Consider the following 17,324-nt stretch of genomic DNA (forward strand, 5'->3'; position numbering starts at 1 on the left):
CCCGTCCGCATCTGTGGCACTATTCGTTTGAATGCAAACGGGCTTGCCTTCCAGGCAAGGGGCATATAAATTCACTGTCCATCGAGAGAAGCGCCTATAAAAATAAGGTTCATCTCATGGACGAACTCGACTATCGCATCGTGGACCAACTCCAGCGTGACGGCCGCGCCACGCAGCTGGAGCTGTCTCGCAGCGTCGGGTTGTCGCAGCCAGCGGTGGCGGAGCGGATCCGCAAGCTGGAGGAGCGCGGGGTCATCACCGGCTACACGGCGCGCGTGGACGCGACGAAGCTGGGCAAGGACATCACCGCGTTCATCGGGGTGAGCATCGAGCACCCGAAGCACTTCGAGGGCTTCGCGAAGAAGGTGCTCGCGCTGCCCGACGTGCTCGAGGCGCATCGGGTGGCGGGGCAGGACTCGTACATCCTCAAGGTGAAGACGGCGAACACGCGGACGCTGGACACGCTCCTCGTGGAGACCCTTCGCACCATCCCCGGCGTCACCCGGACAAACACCACCATCGTCTTGTCGACCCTCAAAGAGGACACGCATGTGCGCGTCCTTCCCGAGCAGCTGAAAGGAGCCTGAACCATGAGTGCGGACGGTATGAGCGCATCCCTCCCCCCTGTGCCGGGCATCCGGCTGGCCCAGCGCATGTCGCGGATGAAGACCTCCGCGGTGCGCGAGATCCTCAAGGTCGCCGAGCGCCCGGACATCCTCTCCTTCGCGGGCGGCCTGCCCGCCCCCGAGCTCTTCCCGCTGGAGGCCATTGCCCAGGCGCACGCGGAGACGTTCGCCACCGAGGGCCGCGCGGCGCTCCAGTACAGCACCACCGAGGGCTTCGCGCCCCTGCGCGAGTGGATCGCCGCCGACCTCGGCCGGCGCGGTCGCGCGCCGCATCCGGACCAGGTGCTGATGACGAGCGGCTCGCAGCAGGGCATCGACCTGGTCGCCAAGGTCCTGTTGGATCCCGGCGACGTGGTGATGGTGGAGAACCCCAGCTACCTGGCCGCGCTCCAGACGTTCGGCGGCTACGAGGTGGAGTTCGCCACCGTGAACAGCGATGAGCACGGCATGCGCACGGACGACCTGGAGCGCATGGTGCGCGAGCGGCGCCCGAAGCTCGTCTACCTCATCCCCAACTTCCAGAACCCCTCCGGCACCACGCTGTCGCTGGAGCGCCGCAAGGCGCTGGTGCGGCTGGCGCAGGAGCACCGCTTCACCATCCTCGAGGACGACCCGTACGGCGAGCTGCGCTTCCGCGGCGAGCACCTCCCGTCGCTCTTCTCGTTGGATGACCAGGGCGTGGTCGTCTCGCTGGGCACCTTCTCCAAGACGCTGGCCCCGGGCCTGCGGCTGGGCTGGGTGACGGGCCCGCGCGACATCCTCAAGGGGCTCACCATCGCCAAGCAGGCCACGGACCTGCACACGGCCACGCTCGCGCAGCGCGCCACCGCGCGGCTGCTCACGCGCTTTGACTACGCCGGGCACCTGAGCGCCCTACGCCCCGTCTACGGCGAGCGCGCCACCGCGATGATGACCGCGCTGGAGCACCACATGCCCGCGGGCACGCGCTGGACGCGCCCCGAGGGCGGCATGTTCCTGTGGGTGGAGCTGCCGCGCGGGCTGGACGCCGCCGCGCTGCTGCCCAAGGCCCTGGAGCAGAAGGTCGCCTTCGTCCCCGGCGCGCCCTTCTTCGCCGCGGAGCCGCGCACGGAGTTCATGCGCCTCAACTACTCCAACCGCTCGCCCGAGTTCATCGCCGAGGGCATGCGCCGCCTGGGCGCCGTCATCGCCGAGGCCCGCTAGGCCCCTGGGGTTTCCCTCCGGCCCCACAACGCGCCGCGTTGTCATGCGCGGCGCGCGGGTGGGGCCGGGGAAGTTGAAGCTTGATTCAGGTTTCAGGTGTCTCCGCGCTGGCCACGGCGCCGGGGGTTGCGTAGCCTGCGCGCAACTTTTCCGGCGGCGGGCGGGCGCAATGCCTCCGCGTGTCGCCCCACTCGTGGAGAGGCAGATGCAGCTGAAGGACCTGAAGATCATCGTGACCGGCGGCGCGCAGGGCATGGGCGCGCACTTCGCGACGCGCATCGCGGAGGCGGGTGGCCAGGTGGCCGTGGGTGACGTGAACGAGGAGCGCCTCGCCGCGCTGCCCGCGGGCATCCACCGCCGCAAGCTGGACGTGTCCAGCGAGGAGGACGTCACGGCCTTCGTGCAGTGGGCGCACGGCGCCATGGGCGGCCTCAACGGCCTCATCAACAACGCGGGCATCCTGCGCGACGCGCTGCTCGTGAAGAAGGACCGGACCACCGGCCAGGTGAAGAAGCTGTCCACCGCGGACTGGAACGCCGTCATCGGCGTCAACCTCACCGGCGCCACGTTGATGGTGCGCGAGGTGGTGGCGAAGATGGCCGAGACGGACCAGGGCCCCGGCGTCATCGTCAACATGTCCTCCATCGCGCGGCACGGCAACCGCGGCCAGTCCAACTATGTGTCCGCCAAGGCCGCGCTCGCCGCCAACACCGTCACCTGGTCGCGCGAGTTCGCCCCGTTCCGCATCCGCGTGGGCGCCGTGGCCCCAGGCATGATTGAGACGCCCATGACGCAGGGCATGAACCAGAAGGCCCGCGACGCGCTGGTGGCCAGCATCCCCGTGGGCCGCATCGGCGTGCCCGAGGACATCTGGGTCGCCGTGAAGTTCATCATCGAGTGCGACTACTTCAACGGCCGCACCATCGACGTGGACGGCGGCCTCAACTTCTAGCCACGCGCCCCACGGGCTGTCGGCCACGAAACACAGTCGTGCGACCGACGGCCCAATGGCCGGATGGCGAAGCAATCCCGAACTTCTAGGTTAATCGGGAAGAAGCAGCCCTTCCGTCTGTTCCAAACTGGCGAGAACGACGGGCACGGCCACTTCCCATCAGGGCGGCCACGACACCGCCCACGCGGGTGGTGCGAAGAGACCACCTGGGGTCGCCTTCCGTGTCACGGGAAGCGGGGCCCAGACGAGGGGCGCGCGGCGAGGGGCGCCCGACTAGGAGTTGCGGTCGAGCGGCATCATCGTGCCTGCTTCGAACTCCGGCGTCCGGCGAAGTTGGTCCAACACGCGCGGAGAACAGCGAAGGTGGAGCATGGGCAAGGAACCGCCCGGCTCGCTGACAGCGCGAACCGCGCCAATGAGCTGATGCGCTTCCAGCCAGCGCATGAAGCTCTCGCGGAAGCGCGCGTGCTCGGCGAGGCCGGATTGATAGACCTCCGCCCTGGAGCGCGCGGGCGCGGGTGAGGGCACACGTCCGCGCGGAGCCGGATGCTCCCGGGGCATGACGGTGACGTCAATCCAGTCGGCGGAGACCTCCATGCCCGACGAGCCGGGCAACGGGCGCACTCCTCCCGACATCCCTCCCGGCAAAGGACGGACCGTCGAGGTCGTCCGGGGCGGCATCTCACCAGGCTCGCCCGGCACGCCAGCTTTCCTGCTCATGGCCACATCCTTCCCAGGTCCGGTGCTCCACACGGCACCGGCCCCGGCAGCTACCGCCGTCACCTGAACACAGCCAGGCCCCTCCCCGTCCGGTGGTTCCCCGAGCGAGGGAGCTTGAGCGCATTGGCCAAGATCAAATCCCGCACCTCGAGCGCCGTCAAGTCAGGAGCACGGCACCGGTACAGTGCTGCAATACCGGCTACATAAGGCGCCGCCATGCTCGTGCCACTCATTCGCTCGTAGAACGCCTGGTTGTTGCAGCGGCGCTCGGTGCTGGAATACACGTTCACTCCGTAACCCATGACGTCGGGCACACTTCGCCTACCCACGACGCCGCTGGCCGAGAAAGTGGCCACGTTGCGCTCGAAGTCGACTGCACCGATGGCCAGTGCCTCGGGAAAGGCCGCTGGGTAACCAACCGTGTCGGGTCCACTGTTGCCCGCCGCGACAACGGCCAGGACGTTGCTGTCCTGCAGGCGACGAATCATGGTCTGGAGCGCGCGCAGGTTGAGCTGGTAGTCCGCGTCGCTGATGCCGGGCGGCGGCTGGAGCGGGAAGCCGAGCGACAGGTTCACGACAGCCGGACGCGTGGCGTTCTCCGGGCGGCTGAACTGATGCAGCAGCCACTCCATGCCGGCGGCCACGCGGCCGAGGCTGGTGCGGATGGTCTCCGACTCGATGACCGACGCGACGTAGAGGTCCACCTCCGGCGCGACGCCGTGGTGAACCCCCGCCGCGATGCCGCACACGTGGGTGCCGTGGCCATCCGGGTCGAAGCCGCGCACGTCCCGCGCGGGGTTGTGAGGTGAGTTGGGGAACAGCGACACGTAGCGGAACTGGATGACCTTGCTGGCGTGCTCGGGGTGGTCCGCGTCCACGCCGGTGTCGAGGATGCCGAGCATCACGCCGGCGCCCCGGATGCCCTGGGCATGAGCCAGGGGCACGCCGCACTCCTCGGGCCACTCGCGCTCGGCCAGCGAGCTCATGCCGCGGTTGCGCGGCCCCGTCTGTCCCGCGGACACCGGTCCGGGGAACGACAGGGGGACCACGTCCGGGATGAACTCGAAGTCCTGCGCCAGCTCCCCGCGCGCGGCCTCCTCGGCCTTGGGCGAGTAGAAGTGCGCCATGGTGGCGCCGATGAGCGGCATGTAGCGGAAGCTGCCCTCCTCCGCCCCCGTCTGCTCCGTGACGGGCGAGCCGGGCAGCGGCACGGTGGTGGCGTCCGCGCCTCGGGTGAGGCGTTTGGACGCCCCGGCCTTCTTCGACAGCTTGCGCCCGCTCACCTGGGGCCGAGGCCCCGGCAACGTGGCCGAGCGCAGGCCGAGACTCGCCAGCGCATCCGGCGCCTTCTGTGACACCGAGAAGCGCAACGCCGTGTTGCGCAGGAGCACCCGCTCGCCCTGCTCCGTGCCGCGTACGCCGGGCCGGGCCTGCGATTCGATGGACTCCTTCGGAACCAAGAGAAACGACTTCATGGGTTGTCTGCTCCTTGGACTACCAATCCACGTCGGGAGCGTGGTGTTGAGGGCTCCCGAATGACGACCGCGTCCGCCGGGCATCCGGAGCCTCTCGGCCCCAGCGGTGATGTCGCGGTGGGCAGGCGCACCGCCCTCGCCTCCGCGACCTGGGGCCTCGCGGCGACTGTCTTCGCGCCGCGCGCCCTCGTGACCGAGGCCCGGGGACTTCCCGCCCGGCGCCTCACCTGCGCATCCGGCCCTCCTTCCCGCATGGCGCGGGCACGACACGTGTTGCCATGCGGGGTCTCCCCGCGTGGGGTGTCCGGCCTGGGGCTCGTGCGATGGGCCAGAGGCGGCGGCAGGGCCTCCGTCGCGGGTTGCGTCCCGCCGCGCGCGCAGGGGCAGTCCCGCATCGGCCGGGACCCACCGGGCCGAGCTCCCCTCACGCTGTCTCCCGCGCCGTGCGCGCCGGGAGGTGTCTGCTTGCCCATCAGGTCTTCCCCGTCCCGAGCGAGGCCTCCCTCGCATGGTGCGATTGGAACGCAGCCCCCTGACAAAAACTCACGGAATTCCAGCAGTAGACGCCCCTGACCGGGGGTAACGGTCCTATCAGACCTTGCCAGAACGTCCGGAAGTATGAGCGATTCTCCGGGGGAAGGAGCAAAGTGCCGGCATCCGCACAGGGGCGGTGTCCTCCAGCGGACCTGGAGGGGCGGGTGAGAAGCGGGCGAATGGGTGCGCCGGAGCCCGAGGAACCGGCCTGCGGACCGAGCTCAAGAAAGAAATGGGGGAAGGGCGAGCCCCGCCAATTGTTCCCCTAGACCCCAAGGCGGACTAAGGGAGAGGCCTCCGCCTCATTGGAGCACCGACTTGATTCCTTACTGGCATGCCCCGTCGCTCAAGCTGGGGCCCCTCGAGCTGAACCCGTTCAACATCCTCGTGGCCGCGGGCATCCTGCTGGCGGCCCGGCTGCTCGGCAAACAAGCGGAGCGGGAGGGGTTGGACCCGGACCCGCTGGCCGACTTCGCCATGTGGGGCGTGGCGGCGGGCATGCTCTTCGGGCACTGGGTGCACCTGTTCTTCTACCACCCGGAGGAGCTGGCCAAGAGCCCGTTCCAAATCCTGAAGTTCTGGGATGGGTTGTCCTCGTTCGGCGGTCTGCTGGGCGGCATCCTGGCGGCGGTGGTGTTCTTCCGGATCCGCAAGCTGCGCTTCTCGGACTACGCGGACTCGTTCGCGCTCGGCGTGGCGCCGGGGTGGGCCGTGGCCCGCCTGGGATGCTTCGCGGTGCATGACCACCCCGGCGTGCTCACGGACTTCTTCCTCGCGGTGCAGTTCCCCTCGGGCAACCGGCACGACCTGGGCCTGTACGACGCCATCGTGCTCTTCTCCATCACCGGCGTGCTCTATGCGCTGCGCAACGCGGGGAAGCTCAAGGGGCGCCTGTTGCCACTGCTCGCGCTGATGTACGCGGTGTGCCGCTTCGGCTTGGACTTCCTGCGCGCGAGCGACCTGTCGTACGTGGACGGGCGCTACTTCGGGCTGACGCCCGCGCAGTACGGCTCCATCCTGCTGGTCCTCTACGGAGTCTGGGGCCTCGTGCGCAAGCTCGCCCCCAGGGCCGCGCCCACCGCGCCGCCGTCGTCGCCTCGGTCCGTGCAGGCCGCGCGCTGACGTTCGTTCCTCCCCGCCGCGAGCCCTGAGCCCGCGGCGGGGGCCTCGCGCTTCGTGCCGCGCGGATCCGCGCGGCGCGCCTCGCCTGATGGACCGGTCTGGCAACGACTGGGGTCCCGCGCGGCGCTCCCTGACACCCGCGCGCGCGACGCAACCGAGGGCCCCACGGCCCTGGCTGACGCCTCCGCGCGCGGCGCTTCGTCGCGCTCCGTGGCGTCGTCTCCCGAGCACCAGACAAAGGGTCCACGGCGCCCCATGTGCCGAGTGACGCCTCACCCACCGCGTCATGCGCCCCCAGGCAATGTCAGAGGTAGTCGTAAGATTGCCGTTGTGCCACGGCGGACTTTCCCGCCCCCACGCACGAGGCAATGCACGAATGACCCGACTGCTCACCGCCCTCCTCACCGTCTCGATGCTCGTTGCATGCGGCCCTGGCTCGGAGGCGCAGGCTCCCGCGACCGCCGAGGCAGCCCGCGCCACGAACGCGGAGGGCCTCGCGCGCCAGGCCGAGGGGTTCGCCGTCGACGCGGCGGAGGACGACGCGGAGGCCACCGCGCAGGCTCGCGGGAGCGACGACGCGCGACGCGAGGGCTCGGTCCGCCTGAGCACCGGCGTGACGCTGCGCTACGTGGAGCAGGGCGACCGCCACGGGCCCGTCGTCGTGTTCCTCCACGGCTACACGGACTCGCATCACACGTGGGACCTGGACCTGCCCCGCTTCCCCCGCGACTTCCACGTCTACGCGCTGGACCAGCGCGGCCACGGCGACTCCGAGCGCCCCTCCTGCTGCTATGCCCAGCATGACTTCGCCGCGGACGCGGCGGCGTTCCTCGACGCGATGGGCGTGCGGCGCGCGGTGTTCGTGGGCCACTCGATGGGCAGCTTCATCGCGCAGCAGGTCGCGCTGGACTTCCCCTCGCGCGTGAAGGCCCTGGTATTGGTGGGCTCCGCGCCCACGGTGGCGGGCAACGAGGTGGCGCTGGGGTTGGAGTCCGTCGTGGACACGCAGACGGACCCGGTGGATCCGCAGTTCATCCACGACTTCCAGGCCAGCACCTTCTACCAGCCCGTGCCCGCGGCCTACCTCGCCACGCTCGTGGCCGAGAGCTCCAAGCTGCCCGCGCGCGTGTGGCAGGCGACGCTGGACGGGCTGCTCGCCGAGGACCACACCGCGCGGCTGGGGACGATTCGCGTGCCCACGCTCATCATCGGGGGAGACCAGGACGGCTTCTTCGCGGTCACCCAGCAGCAAGCGCTCGCGCACGCGCTCCCGAACGCCACCGCCCTGCTCTACCGCGACACCGGCCACGCGCCCCACGCCGAGCGCCCGCGCCAGTTCGTCCACGACGTGCGGCACTTCCTCCAGCGCGTGCGGTAGTTCGCGCTCACGCGGCGCCGTCACCCGGGGCGGGGGGCTCCGGGCGGCGGCCCCCTTCCGAGCGCGCCAGCAGCACCACGGCGGTCAGGATGAGCACGCCGCCCAGGCCCTGCCGGATGTCCAGCCGCTCCCCGAGGAACAGCGCGCCCAGCAGCACCGCCATCACGGGCTCGAGCGTGGACAAGAGCGAGGTGGGCACGGGCCCGATGCGCTCCAATCCCGCGAAGAACGTGAGCACCGCCACCACCGTGGACAGCAGGGAGAGGCCCGCCACCGCCAGCCACCCGCGGAGCGTGCCGGGGGGGACGGCTCCGTGCACCAGCACCCAGATTCCGAAGGCGACTCCCGCCGAGAGCAGCACCACGGTGCTCGCCGCCAGCGGCCCCGCCGGGCCCACCACGCGCGAACTGGTGATGATGTACGCGGTGTAGATGAACGCGGACAGCACGCCCAGGGCGATGCCGAGCGGGCGCGCGTCCGTGCCGGGATTCACGGTCAGCGCCGTGCCGCCGAGCGCGAGCCCCACGGCGATCCACTTCACGCGACTCAGGTGCTCACGCCCGAGCGCCACTTGCGTGAGCGCGACCAGCGCGGGGAAGAGGTACAGGAGCAGCGCCACCAAGCCGGCGGAGGCGTATTGCAGGGCGGTGAAGTACACGGCCGCCTCGCTCCCATAGCCCACGGCGCCCAGCAGCATGAGCCCGACGAGCACTCGGCCGCGAGGCCAGGTGCCCCGTCGCGCGAGCATCACCGCGCCCAGCAGGAGGCCCGCGGAGGTGAAGCGGAGGAACAACAGCGTGGGCATGTCCGCGCCCGCCGCGTAGGCGAGCCGGCCAAAGAGGCCAATCGCGCCAAAGCAGGCCCCGGAGAGGGCCACCAGGAGATAACCAACGGTGCGTTTCATGGAAGCGCGCGCACGCTGCTCCATGCGCGCGCGCGTGTCACGCGGTCCGCTGTGCGGGGACTACCAGTTGCGCACGGACTGGAGGTCGAACACGTCCGGATAACCGGTGCGGCGAAGCAGGTCCGCGGCGACCGCGCTGCGTCCACCGGCGGCGCAGTACACCACCACGCGCGTGCCGGGCGGGCCCACCTCGGAGAGTCGCCGCGCCAGCTCCTGCACGGGGATGTTCCGCGCGGGCTCGGGGTGCCCCTGGCGGAATTCGTCGGGAGTGCGCACATCCAGCAGCACCGCGCCTTCGGCGACGAGCTGCCGGGCCTTCTGAGAAAGCTCCTGGGGCGTCATGTCATCCATCGTACCCCGGCCGGGTCCGGGCGGAGGGAGGCCGTGCGGAAAACTGGAGCTGTCGAACACGGGCGCTACAGTTCTGTATCCCTCATGAAACTCGACAAGCACACCCTGCTCGCACAGCTGGCCGAGCGGCTCCAGCAGAGCGACCGGCTCGCCCACCGCGCGGAGGCGGACGCGCGTGAGGCGGCGCGCAGCCTGGCCACCGAATCCGAGAAGAAGGAGGACGGTCGCGCGGCCATCGAGTACGGCAGCCTCGCCAGCGGACAGGCGGCCCGGGCGCGGCGGCTCCAGGAGGAACTGCAGGCGCTGACGGCGTTCGGCGAGGGCTCGATTCCGCGCTTCACGCGCCAGGCGCCGGTGGCGCTGGGCGCCATCGTGGACGTGAGCACCGAGGACGATGACGGCTTCGCGGAGCGCACCTTCTTCGTGCTCCCCGCGGGGGCGGGCACGGAGCTGACGGGCCCGGGCGGCGACGGCTTCCTGTCCGTCATCACGCCCGCGTCCCCCGTGGGACGCGCGCTCATGGGACGGCGCGCGGGGGACACCGTGGAAGTGACCCTGGCGGGCGAAGTGCGTGAATGGACGGTGCTCGAGGTGGCCTGATGTGGAGATGACCTCGCAGAGCGCGCGGCGTGTCGGGAGCCCGACGGATGGCGCGGGGGCAGTGGAACCCCCGAGAGCCGTGGGGCGTGATGCGTCGTGGATGTCTCCCGCCTCCCTGCCGAGGTCACCCGAGTCACACACGCCGCACCGCCCCCTTCCGCTCACCTGGGCGGTGGCCGGCATCGGGCTCCTGTTCGGCGTGCTGATGACGTACGTGCCCTACGAGTTCCGCATCGTCTCGTTCCGGCCGCTGTACCCGTACGTGCGCGTGCTCGGGCTCGTCTACCTCACGGGCAGCATCGCGCTCCTGGGCGTCCTCTTCTATCCGCGGGCCCCGCGCTGGTTGGACTGGGGCTCGCGCGCCGCGTTGGGCGCGGCCATGTCGCTGTACTGGTGGGTCCTCAACGTCCGGACCCACACCTTCACCGGCATCATCCTGTACCCGCTCGCGGTGGTGGGCCTGGGGCTGGAGGCCTTCCCCGCCTTCCAACGGCGCCCGGTGTTCCGAGGCTTCGCGGCCCTCACCGGCGCGGGCTTCGGCGTGGCCATGCTCGCCGCGCCGGAGCACTTCCCGCTCACCGTGTACGCGCACCTCGCGCCGGTGATGCCGCTGGCGGGCGCGCTGTTCGCGCTCGCGGGCACGGGACTCCTCCTGCCCTCGGGGCACGTGCACCCGCGGCTGCCTCGCGTGCTCCTCGCCGTGCTGGCGGTGCCCTTCTGCCTCCTGGCGTACACGCTGGGCCGAGGCGAGTCGTGGCTGGGGACGGGCGTGTACACGGTGCTGATGCTGGCGTGCGTGGCGGAGGCGTTCGAGTGGCGGCCGCGCGCGCCGCGCACGGTGGGGTGGAAGCTGCTGCGCGGGCTGGCCTTCGCGGGGCTGGTGCCGCTGCTGGCGCTGGGTGGACTCGCGGCCTATCTCGCCCAGCGCGCCATCGAGCAACAGGTGCGCGACGACACGCAGCACGCCGCCGCGGGCGAGGCGGACTTCCTCAAGCGCTACCTGGACGATGCGCGAGAGTCGCTCCTCCTCCTGCTCGAATCTCCGGGCTTCCGCGCCGCGTTCGTCACGCATGAGCGCGCGCGGCTGGAGCCCTACCTGCGCAACCTCCCCGAGCAAGCGCGCGCCTTCGACGCGGCGCTCGCGGTGGCCGCGGATGGGCGCGTGCTGGCGGCGTCCGGGACGGGCGCGCCGGACAGCACCCCGCCGTCGCTCTTTCCCCAACTGCCCACGCGCGGGCACCTGCTGTCCTCGCCCTTCTTCGGGCGCGGGGGCAAGCCGCTGGTGGCGGTGGCGCTGCCGTTCCAGGAAGGAGACCAGGTGCGGGGCCTGCTCGTGGGCCTGCTGTCCCTGGAGCGACTGAGCGAGGCCACCACGCCCGCCTCGCGGCGCTTCCGCGTGCAGGTGCTGGACCGGCGCGGCTTCAAGGTGCTGCGAGACACGGCACCCGGCGCGGCGCTGCTCGGCGAGGCCCACCTGCCGGACGCGCTGCGCGGCGAGCTGACGCTGAACGGCGGCGGCGTGCTGGAGGCGTTCGACGCGAGCGACCGGCGCATCCTCACCGCCGAGGCCCCCGTGGAGGGCTCCGACTGGAACGTGGTGGTGACGCAGGAGCTGGGCGTGGCCTACGGCGCCGTCACGCACATGAGCGCGGCGGTGGTGGGGCTGGTGCTGCTGGGAGTGCTGCTGACGCTGCTGCTGTCGCAGGTCGTCGCGCGCGACGTCATCCGACGACTGTCCTCATTGCGCGAGGCCACCTCCGCGCTGGCCGCGGGCGACCTGCAGCGGCGCGTGGAGGTGGGCGAGGACGACGAGTTGGGCGAGCTGGCGCGCAGCTTCAACGAGATGGCGGCCCGGACCGGCGCGGCGCAGGAGGACCTGAAGGCGGCGGTGCGCGCGCGAGAGGAGTTCCTCAGCGTGGCCAGCCACGAGCTGCGCACGCCCCTCACCCCGCTCAAGGGCTTCGCGGCGCTCACGCTCCAGCGGCTGGAGAAGTCCGGCGAGTTCCCCGAGCGCGAGCGGCTGCTCAAGGCCCTGCGCTCCATGGCGCGGCAGACGGAGCGACTGGCGCGGCTGGTGGATGACCTGCTCGACACGGCGCGCATCCAGGGCGGGCGCTTCGATTTGGAGCGCCAGCCCATGGACCTGGTGCCGCTGGTGCGCGAGGTGCTGGAGCGCTTCGAGCTGCGCGCCGAGAACCCCCTCGCCTTCGCCCTGACACTCCCCTCCGAGGCCCTGGAGGGGGAGTGGGACGCGCCTCGCCTGGACCAGGTGCTCACCAACCTGCTCAGCAACGCCGTGCGCTACTCGCCGCAAGGCGGCACCGTGCGCGTGTCGCTCGAAGCGGACGCCACGCACGTGGTGATGTGCGTGGAGGACCAGGGCATCGGCATTCCACCCGAGAGTCTGGCCGGCCTCTTCCGCCCATTCGCGCGCGCGTCCAACGCCACCGCGCGCCACTACGGCGGCCTGGGGCTGGGCCTGTTCATCTGCCACGAAATCGTGGAGCGCCACGGCGGCACCATCTGGGCCGAGAGCCCGGGGCCGCAGCAGGGCAGCAGCTTCCGCGTGAGGTTGCCGCGAAGGCCACCGCCGTCGTCCGCGAAGGCCGCCTGAGTCACTCGCCCTGGGTGGGCCCGGGTGCGGCGTGCGCGGTCAGCCACTCGTCGGGGATGTCCTCGCCGCGCGGCAGCTCCAGGATGAACGTGGAGCCCTCGCCCAGCACGCTGGTGGCGCGCACGTTCCCGCCGAAGGCCTCGACAATCTGCCGGGTGATGTAGAGCCCCAGGCCCAGGCCGCCGTAGTGGCGATCCGACACGGCGCGCTCGAAGCGCTCGAAGATGCGCGCCAGGTCCTCGCGCGAGATGCCGATGCCACCGTCGCGCACCGTGAGGCGCGCGAGGCGCCCCTCGGACTCCACGCTCAGGCTGATGGGATTGCCCGCGCCATACTTCAGCGCGTTGGACAGCAGGTTCGTCACCACCTGCTCCAGCCGCAGTCGGTCCCACCGGCCCACCACCGGCACCGGCGCGTGCAGCTCGAGCGTCGTCTCGTGCTGCGCGGCGGAGGGCGCGAAGCGGTAGAGAATCTCGGCGGCCACGCTGGCCAGGTCCATCTCCTCCAACTCCAGCCGCAGCCGGCCCGCGGTGATGCGCGACACGTCGAGCAGGTTGTCCACCAGGCTCGTGAGCCGGCGCACCTGACGCTGCACGACCTCCAGGGTCTCCGCGACGCGCTCGACGGGCAGCGTCTTGCCCTGCGTCGTCAGCACCTCGAGCTGCTTCTGCAGCATCTGGACCTTGAGGCTCAGCGGCGTCAGCGGCGTCTTCAGCTCGTGGCTGGCGATGCCCAGGAACTCGTCGCGCAGGCGCACGGCCTCGCGGGACTCGCGCAGCAGCCGCGCGTTGTCCACGCAGAGGGCCGTGCGGTCCGCCAGCTCCTCGGTGAGCTGCTCCTCCTCGGCGCTGAACGCGCGCACCACGTCCGAGCGCAACAGCGCGAGCACCCCGATGACGCGGCCACGCGCCACCAGCGGCACGGCCAGAAGACAGTGGGGCCGCAGCCCTTGGAGCATCCGCGCGTGCTCGGCGTCCCGAGCGCCCAGCGCCAGCGCCTCGTCCGACGCGAGCACCGTGCGCTCCGTCACGTTCGCGGTCAGCGCGCCCGGCAGGCCGCGCCCGGATGGCGAAGGCTCGGGAGGGTAGCGTCGGAGAAGCTCGGTCAGCAGGACCTGCTTCGTGGGGTCCACGTGCACCGCCGCCGCGACCCGCGCGGTCTCCCCCGGCAGGCCCAGGCACAGCACCGCGGCCTCCGCGAGCGCGGGCACCAGGAGCCGCAGCAAGGGCTCCAATCGCTCGTCGGTCTCCAGCGTGGCGCCCAGCAGCGCGCCGGCCTCCGCCAACAGGCGCGAGGTCTCCAGCGGCAGCGGGGACTCCTCATGCGTGCGCAGCAGCACCGCCGCGGCGCGCCCACGCTCGCCCATCACCGGCAGCGCCGAGCCGCGCAGCACCACCCGCCGCCCGTCCGGACGGCGCAGCTCCCAGCGGCCCTCGGAGACGCGCTCCCCGCGGAGCGCTCGCGCCAGCGGCGAGGACTCCTCGGACAGCGGGCCTCCATCCGCGCGCACCCACTCACAACCCGGGAGCTGGCCGCGCTCCAGGAAGGCGGGCGGAGAGATGCCGAAGTGCCGCGAGGCCACCGGGTTGAAGGCCAGCACGCGCCCCGACACCTGGACGAGCACCACGCCCTCCGAGGCCCCCTCCACCAGCAGGTGGAGCAGCTCGCCTCGCAGCAAGTCCTCCGCCCCATCGCTCAAGGGGTCGGCGCTCGGCCGGTGTTGGGCTGCGACGGAAGACATGAAGGGTTTCCCGCGTGCATCATGGTGGCATCCCCGCCTTGGCGGAAGGAAGACGGCCACCCCGCGGTCCCGCATGCGGGGCGAAGACTTCCTCTGCTCGCCCGTTGGGGTGTCAGGCGAGCCCCCTTGCCTGCATGGCAGGGATACAGAATTGTTGTCTGAGCGAAAAACCACATCGGACGCCCCGGTGTCCGGACGGCCCGGCCCCTTCTTCGAGCCACTTCATGCAGACGCCGCCCGACAGGCCCGACTGGGCCGCCAGCAAGCGCCGCTATCGACTCGTCATCGACAACCTGCGCGAAGTCGTCTTCCAAACAGATGCGCGGGGGGCGTGGGACTTCCTCAACCCCGCCTGGACGGAGATGACGGGCTTCACCCTGGAGGAGAGCCTGGGTCGCGGCGTGCTCGACTTCGTCCACCCCGAGGATCGCGAATGCACGCTGGAGTTGTTCCAGCGGCTGATGGAGCGCCAGCGCGAGCCGAGCCACCACGAGGCGCGCTACCTGACCCGTGAGGGCGGCTTCCGGTGGGTGGAGGCCTTCGCGCGGCCCGCGCTGGGTGAGGACGGAACCGTGTTGGGGCTGGTGGGGACGCTCAACGACATCACCGAGCGCAAGCGGGCAGCGGACGCCTTGGCGCGGCGCGAGCGCTACCTGACCGCGCTGGTGGAGATTCAGCAGCGGCTCCTGGCGGCGGAGCCGGGCGCGGACCTGTACGCGCCGGTGTTGCCCGCGCTGGGACAAGCCTCGGGGGCCAGCCGCGTCTACGTGTTCGAGACGCACCGCGACGACGCGGGCACGCAGCTCTGCAGCCAGCGCGCCGAGTGGTGCCTGCCCGGCGTGAAGCCTGAAATCGACAACCCCATGCTCCAGAACCTGCCGCTGCTGCCGGACCTGGAGCGGTGGATGGGCCTGCTGGAGCGCGGCGAGGTCGTCTCGGGGTTGGTGTCGGGCTTCCCCGAGGTGGAGCGCGCGTACCTGGAGCCGCAGGGCATCCTGTCGCTGCTGGTGCTGCCGCTGCGCGTGCAGGGCGCGCTGGTGGGCTTCGTGGGGTTCGACAACTGCACGGAGGCGCGGCCGTGGGACCGGCTGGAGGTGGACCTGCTGTTCGCGGCCGGCGGCGCCATCTCCCTGGCGCTCGAGCGGCGCGAGTCCGAGCGCGCGCTGAGGGAGCGCGAGCGGCGCTTCCGTCAGCTGGCGGAGAACGCCTCGGACGTCTTGTACTTCTATCGGCGCGAGCCGCCGCGAGGCTTCACCTTCGTCAGCCGCGTGGCGCACGCGAAGCTGGGCCTGGAGCCCGAGGCGCACTACGCGCGGCCCGACCTGTGGCACCAGCACGCGCACCCCGAGGACCGTGAGGCGCTGGCGCGGCTGCTGGAGGTGCCCCAGGACTCGGGAGGCGCGCCCGTGGCGCTGCGCTTCATCCATCCAGACGGGCGCACGCTGTGGTTGGAGCACGTGGTCGCGCCCGTGAAGGACGCCTCGGGCCATGTCGTGGCCGTGGAGGGGCTGGCGCGCGACATCACCGAGCGGCGTCAGGCCGAAGAGGCCCTGAAGCGCTCCGAGGCGAGCTTCCGCGTGCTGCTGGAGGGCGTGCCGGACGCGGCGGCCATCGAGCGCGACGGGCGCATCGTGTACGCGAACGCGGCGCTCGTCTCCACGTTGGGCGTCGAGCGCGCGGAGCGGCTCGTGGGCCGGGCGCTGTCGGAGTTCGTGAAGGACGCGCCCGGCACGCCACCGCCGGGCGAGGTCGCGGCGCTCACCGGCGAGCGCCGGCTGGTGCGCGAGGACGGGCGCACGCGCGTGGCGGAGGTGGTGTCCCTGCCGCTGCGCTTCGATGGCCAGCCCGCGGTGGTGTCCATCGCGCGCGACGTGACGGAGCAGCGGCAGCTCCAGGCGCGGCTGACGCTGGCGGATCGGCTCGCGTCGGTGGGCACGCTGGCGGCGGGCATCGCGCATGAAATCAACAACCCGCTGGCCTTCGTGCTGTCCAACCTGGGCTTCCTGTCGGAGGAGTTCCGCCACCACCTGCCCCCGGGCGACGGGGCAACGGCGCTGCGCCAGCGCGTGCGCGGCGAGCCCGACCTGGGAGAGTGGCAGGAGGTGTTGGGCGAGGCGTGCGAGGGCGCCGAGCGCGTGCGGCAGATCGTCCGGCAGCTCAAGACGTTCTCGCGCCCCGACGAGGAGCGCATGGCGCCGGTGGACGTGCACGCGGTGCTGGACTCGGTGGCGATGATGGCGGCGAACGAGATTCGCCACCGCGCGCTCCTGCGCAAGGACTACGGCGCCATCCCTCCCGTGATGGCGGACGAGGGACGGCTGTGCCAGGTGTTCCTCAACCTGGTGGTGAACGCGGCGCAGGCCATCCCCGAGGGCATGGTCCACCGCCATGAAATCCGGCTGGTGACGCGCAGCGATTCGCAGCGCGTGGTCGTCGAAGTGCGGGACACGGGCGTGGGCATCCCGCGCGAGGTGTTGGGCCGCATCTTCGACCCGTTCTTCACCACCAAGCCGGTGGGCGTGGGCACGGGCCTGGGGTTATCCATCTGCCACGGCATCATCACGGGGCTGGGCGGCGACATCACCGTGGAGAGCGAGCTCGGACGGGGCAGCGTGTTCCGCGTCGCGATGCCCATCCCTCGGCCCGAGCGGCGCGGCGATGACCCCACGAGCGCGCCGCGCGCGGCGCCCGCGCCGCTCAAGGGCCGCGTGCTCGTGGTGGATGACGAGCCCGCCGTGGGGCGCGTGTTGCAGCGGCTGTTGCGCGAGCACCACGTGGAAATGGCCACCAGCGGTCGTCAGGCGTTGGAGCGGCTGGCGAAAGGGCCGGACTTCGACGCGGTGCTGTGCGACGTGATGATGCCGGACCTGGCGGGGCGCGATGTCTACGAGGCCGTGCGACGCGAACATCCCGGCCTGGAGCGGCGCTTCGTGTTCGTCTCGGGCGGCGCGTTCACCGCGGGCGCGCGCGAGTTCCTCGCCAGCATCCCCAACGTGCTGCTGGAGAAGCCCTTCGACGAGGCGCGCGTGCGCCGCGCCGTGGAAGAGCTCGTGCGAGACGGCGCCGCCACATCGCGCTGAAGCCCCATCCGTCATCGGGAGGACCCTCCCCCTGCTGACGGATGC

Annotated in this window: 13 protein-coding genes; 8 read left to right on the forward strand and 5 right to left on the reverse strand. The window is 71.4% G+C overall.

The genetic code is table 11. The features are described 5' to 3' along the window. Window positions 1–116: 116 nt before the first annotated feature. From KRR26_RS30905 to KRR26_RS30915, 3 genes are all read left to right on the forward strand, one after another. Entirely contained in the window at window positions 117–587 is a 471-nt protein-coding gene (locus KRR26_RS30905) for an Lrp/AsnC family transcriptional regulator (protein WP_120207198.1), read from the forward strand. Window positions 588–590: 3 nt separating this feature from the next. Next, window positions 591–1,808, forward strand: a complete 1,218-nt coding sequence (locus tag KRR26_RS30910) for an aminotransferase-like domain-containing protein (protein ID WP_120207196.1) — start codon at window positions 591–593, stop codon at window positions 1,806–1,808. 205 nt (window positions 1,809–2,013) lie between these two features. Further along, window positions 2,014–2,760: an SDR family oxidoreductase gene (locus tag KRR26_RS30915; RefSeq protein WP_120207194.1), complete on the forward strand. Its 747-nt coding sequence runs from the start codon at window positions 2,014–2,016 to the stop codon at window positions 2,758–2,760. Window positions 2,761–3,033: 273 nt separating this feature from the next. Here the strand turns inward: KRR26_RS30915 and popD are convergent, their stop codons facing one another. Both popD and popC read right to left on the reverse strand, forming a co-directional pair. Next, entirely contained in the window at window positions 3,034–3,480 is a 447-nt protein-coding gene (popD, locus tag KRR26_RS30920; protein WP_120207192.1) for a PopC secretion inhibitor PopD, read from the reverse strand. 59 nt (window positions 3,481–3,539) lie between these two features. Beyond that, complete coding sequence (popC, locus tag KRR26_RS30925) at window positions 3,540–4,955, reverse strand: subtilisin-like protease PopC (RefSeq protein WP_120207189.1); 1,416 nt, start codon at window positions 4,953–4,955, stop codon at window positions 3,540–3,542. An 852-nt stretch (window positions 4,956–5,807) separates the two neighbouring features. Between popC and KRR26_RS30930 the strand changes: the two genes are divergently transcribed. Both KRR26_RS30930 and KRR26_RS30935 read left to right on the forward strand, forming a co-directional pair. Continuing rightward, on the forward strand, window positions 5,808–6,611 hold the full coding sequence (locus KRR26_RS30930; protein ID WP_120207187.1) for a prolipoprotein diacylglyceryl transferase: 804 nt from the start codon (window positions 5,808–5,810) through the stop codon (window positions 6,609–6,611). 376 nt (window positions 6,612–6,987) lie between these two features. After that, window positions 6,988–7,989, forward strand: a complete 1,002-nt coding sequence (locus KRR26_RS30935) for an alpha/beta fold hydrolase (RefSeq protein WP_217081561.1) — start codon at window positions 6,988–6,990, stop codon at window positions 7,987–7,989. Window positions 7,990–7,996: 7 nt separating this feature from the next. Here the strand turns inward: KRR26_RS30935 and KRR26_RS30940 are convergent, their stop codons facing one another. Together KRR26_RS30940 and KRR26_RS30945 are read right to left on the reverse strand one after the other, a co-directional pair. After that, window positions 7,997–8,893 carry a DMT family transporter gene (locus KRR26_RS30940; protein ID WP_217081562.1) on the reverse strand — a complete coding sequence of 299 codons (897 nt, stop codon included), beginning with the start codon at window positions 8,891–8,893 and terminating at the stop codon, window positions 7,997–7,999. Window positions 8,894–8,953: 60 nt separating this feature from the next. Then, complete coding sequence (locus KRR26_RS30945) at window positions 8,954–9,235, reverse strand: rhodanese-like domain-containing protein (protein ID WP_120207183.1); 282 nt, start codon at window positions 9,233–9,235, stop codon at window positions 8,954–8,956. Between the two features lie 93 nt (window positions 9,236–9,328). Between KRR26_RS30945 and KRR26_RS30950 the strand changes: the two genes are divergently transcribed. Together KRR26_RS30950 and KRR26_RS30955 are read left to right on the forward strand one after the other, a co-directional pair. After that, on the forward strand, window positions 9,329–9,844 hold the full coding sequence (locus KRR26_RS30950) for a GreA/GreB family elongation factor (RefSeq protein ID WP_120207182.1): 516 nt from the start codon (window positions 9,329–9,331) through the stop codon (window positions 9,842–9,844). 100 nt (window positions 9,845–9,944) lie between these two features. After that, window positions 9,945–12,458 (forward strand): sensor histidine kinase, encoded by a 2,514-nt coding sequence (locus tag KRR26_RS30955; RefSeq protein WP_120207180.1) that lies wholly within the window; start codon window positions 9,945–9,947, stop codon window positions 12,456–12,458. A gap of 1 nt (window position 12,459) precedes the next feature. Here the strand turns inward: KRR26_RS30955 and KRR26_RS30960 are convergent, their stop codons facing one another. Next, window positions 12,460–14,199: a sensor histidine kinase gene (locus KRR26_RS30960; RefSeq protein ID WP_199723815.1), complete on the reverse strand. Its 1,740-nt coding sequence runs from the start codon at window positions 14,197–14,199 to the stop codon at window positions 12,460–12,462. 224 nt (window positions 14,200–14,423) lie between these two features. Between KRR26_RS30960 and KRR26_RS30965 the strand changes: the two genes are divergently transcribed. Then, window positions 14,424–17,279 (forward strand): PAS domain S-box protein, encoded by a 2,856-nt coding sequence (locus KRR26_RS30965; protein WP_120207176.1) that lies wholly within the window; start codon window positions 14,424–14,426, stop codon window positions 17,277–17,279. Window positions 17,280–17,324 lie beyond the last annotated feature (45 nt).

Source organism: Citreicoccus inhibens (assembly GCF_019039035.1).
Taxonomy (GTDB): Bacteria; Myxococcota; Myxococcia; order Myxococcales; family Myxococcaceae; genus Citreicoccus; species Citreicoccus inhibens.

Coding starts and splice junctions, on each gene's coding strand:
- KRR26_RS30905 (WP_120207198.1), top strand. CDS start 117: ATGGACGAACTCGACTATCGCATCGTGGACCAACTCCAGCGTGACGGC.
- KRR26_RS30910 (WP_120207196.1), top strand. CDS start 591: ATGAGTGCGGACGGTATGAGCGCATCCCTCCCCCCTGTGCCGGGCATC.
- KRR26_RS30915 (WP_120207194.1), top strand. CDS start 2,014: ATGCAGCTGAAGGACCTGAAGATCATCGTGACCGGCGGCGCGCAGGGC.
- popD (WP_120207192.1), bottom strand. CDS start 3,480: ATGAGCAGGAAAGCTGGCGTGCCGGGCGAGCCTGGTGAGATGCCGCCC.
- popC (WP_120207189.1), bottom strand. CDS start 4,955: ATGAAGTCGTTTCTCTTGGTTCCGAAGGAGTCCATCGAATCGCAGGCC.
- KRR26_RS30935 (WP_217081561.1), top strand. CDS start 6,988: ATGACCCGACTGCTCACCGCCCTCCTCACCGTCTCGATGCTCGTTGCA.
- KRR26_RS30940 (WP_217081562.1), bottom strand. CDS start 8,893: ATGAAACGCACCGTTGGTTATCTCCTGGTGGCCCTCTCCGGGGCCTGC.
- KRR26_RS30945 (WP_120207183.1), bottom strand. CDS start 9,235: ATGACGCCCCAGGAGCTTTCTCAGAAGGCCCGGCAGCTCGTCGCCGAA.
- KRR26_RS30950 (WP_120207182.1), top strand. CDS start 9,329: ATGAAACTCGACAAGCACACCCTGCTCGCACAGCTGGCCGAGCGGCTC.
- KRR26_RS30955 (WP_120207180.1), top strand. CDS start 9,945: ATGTCTCCCGCCTCCCTGCCGAGGTCACCCGAGTCACACACGCCGCAC.
- KRR26_RS30960 (WP_199723815.1), bottom strand. CDS start 14,199: ATGTCTTCCGTCGCAGCCCAACACCGGCCGAGCGCCGACCCCTTGAGC.
- KRR26_RS30965 (WP_120207176.1), top strand. CDS start 14,424: ATGCAGACGCCGCCCGACAGGCCCGACTGGGCCGCCAGCAAGCGCCGC.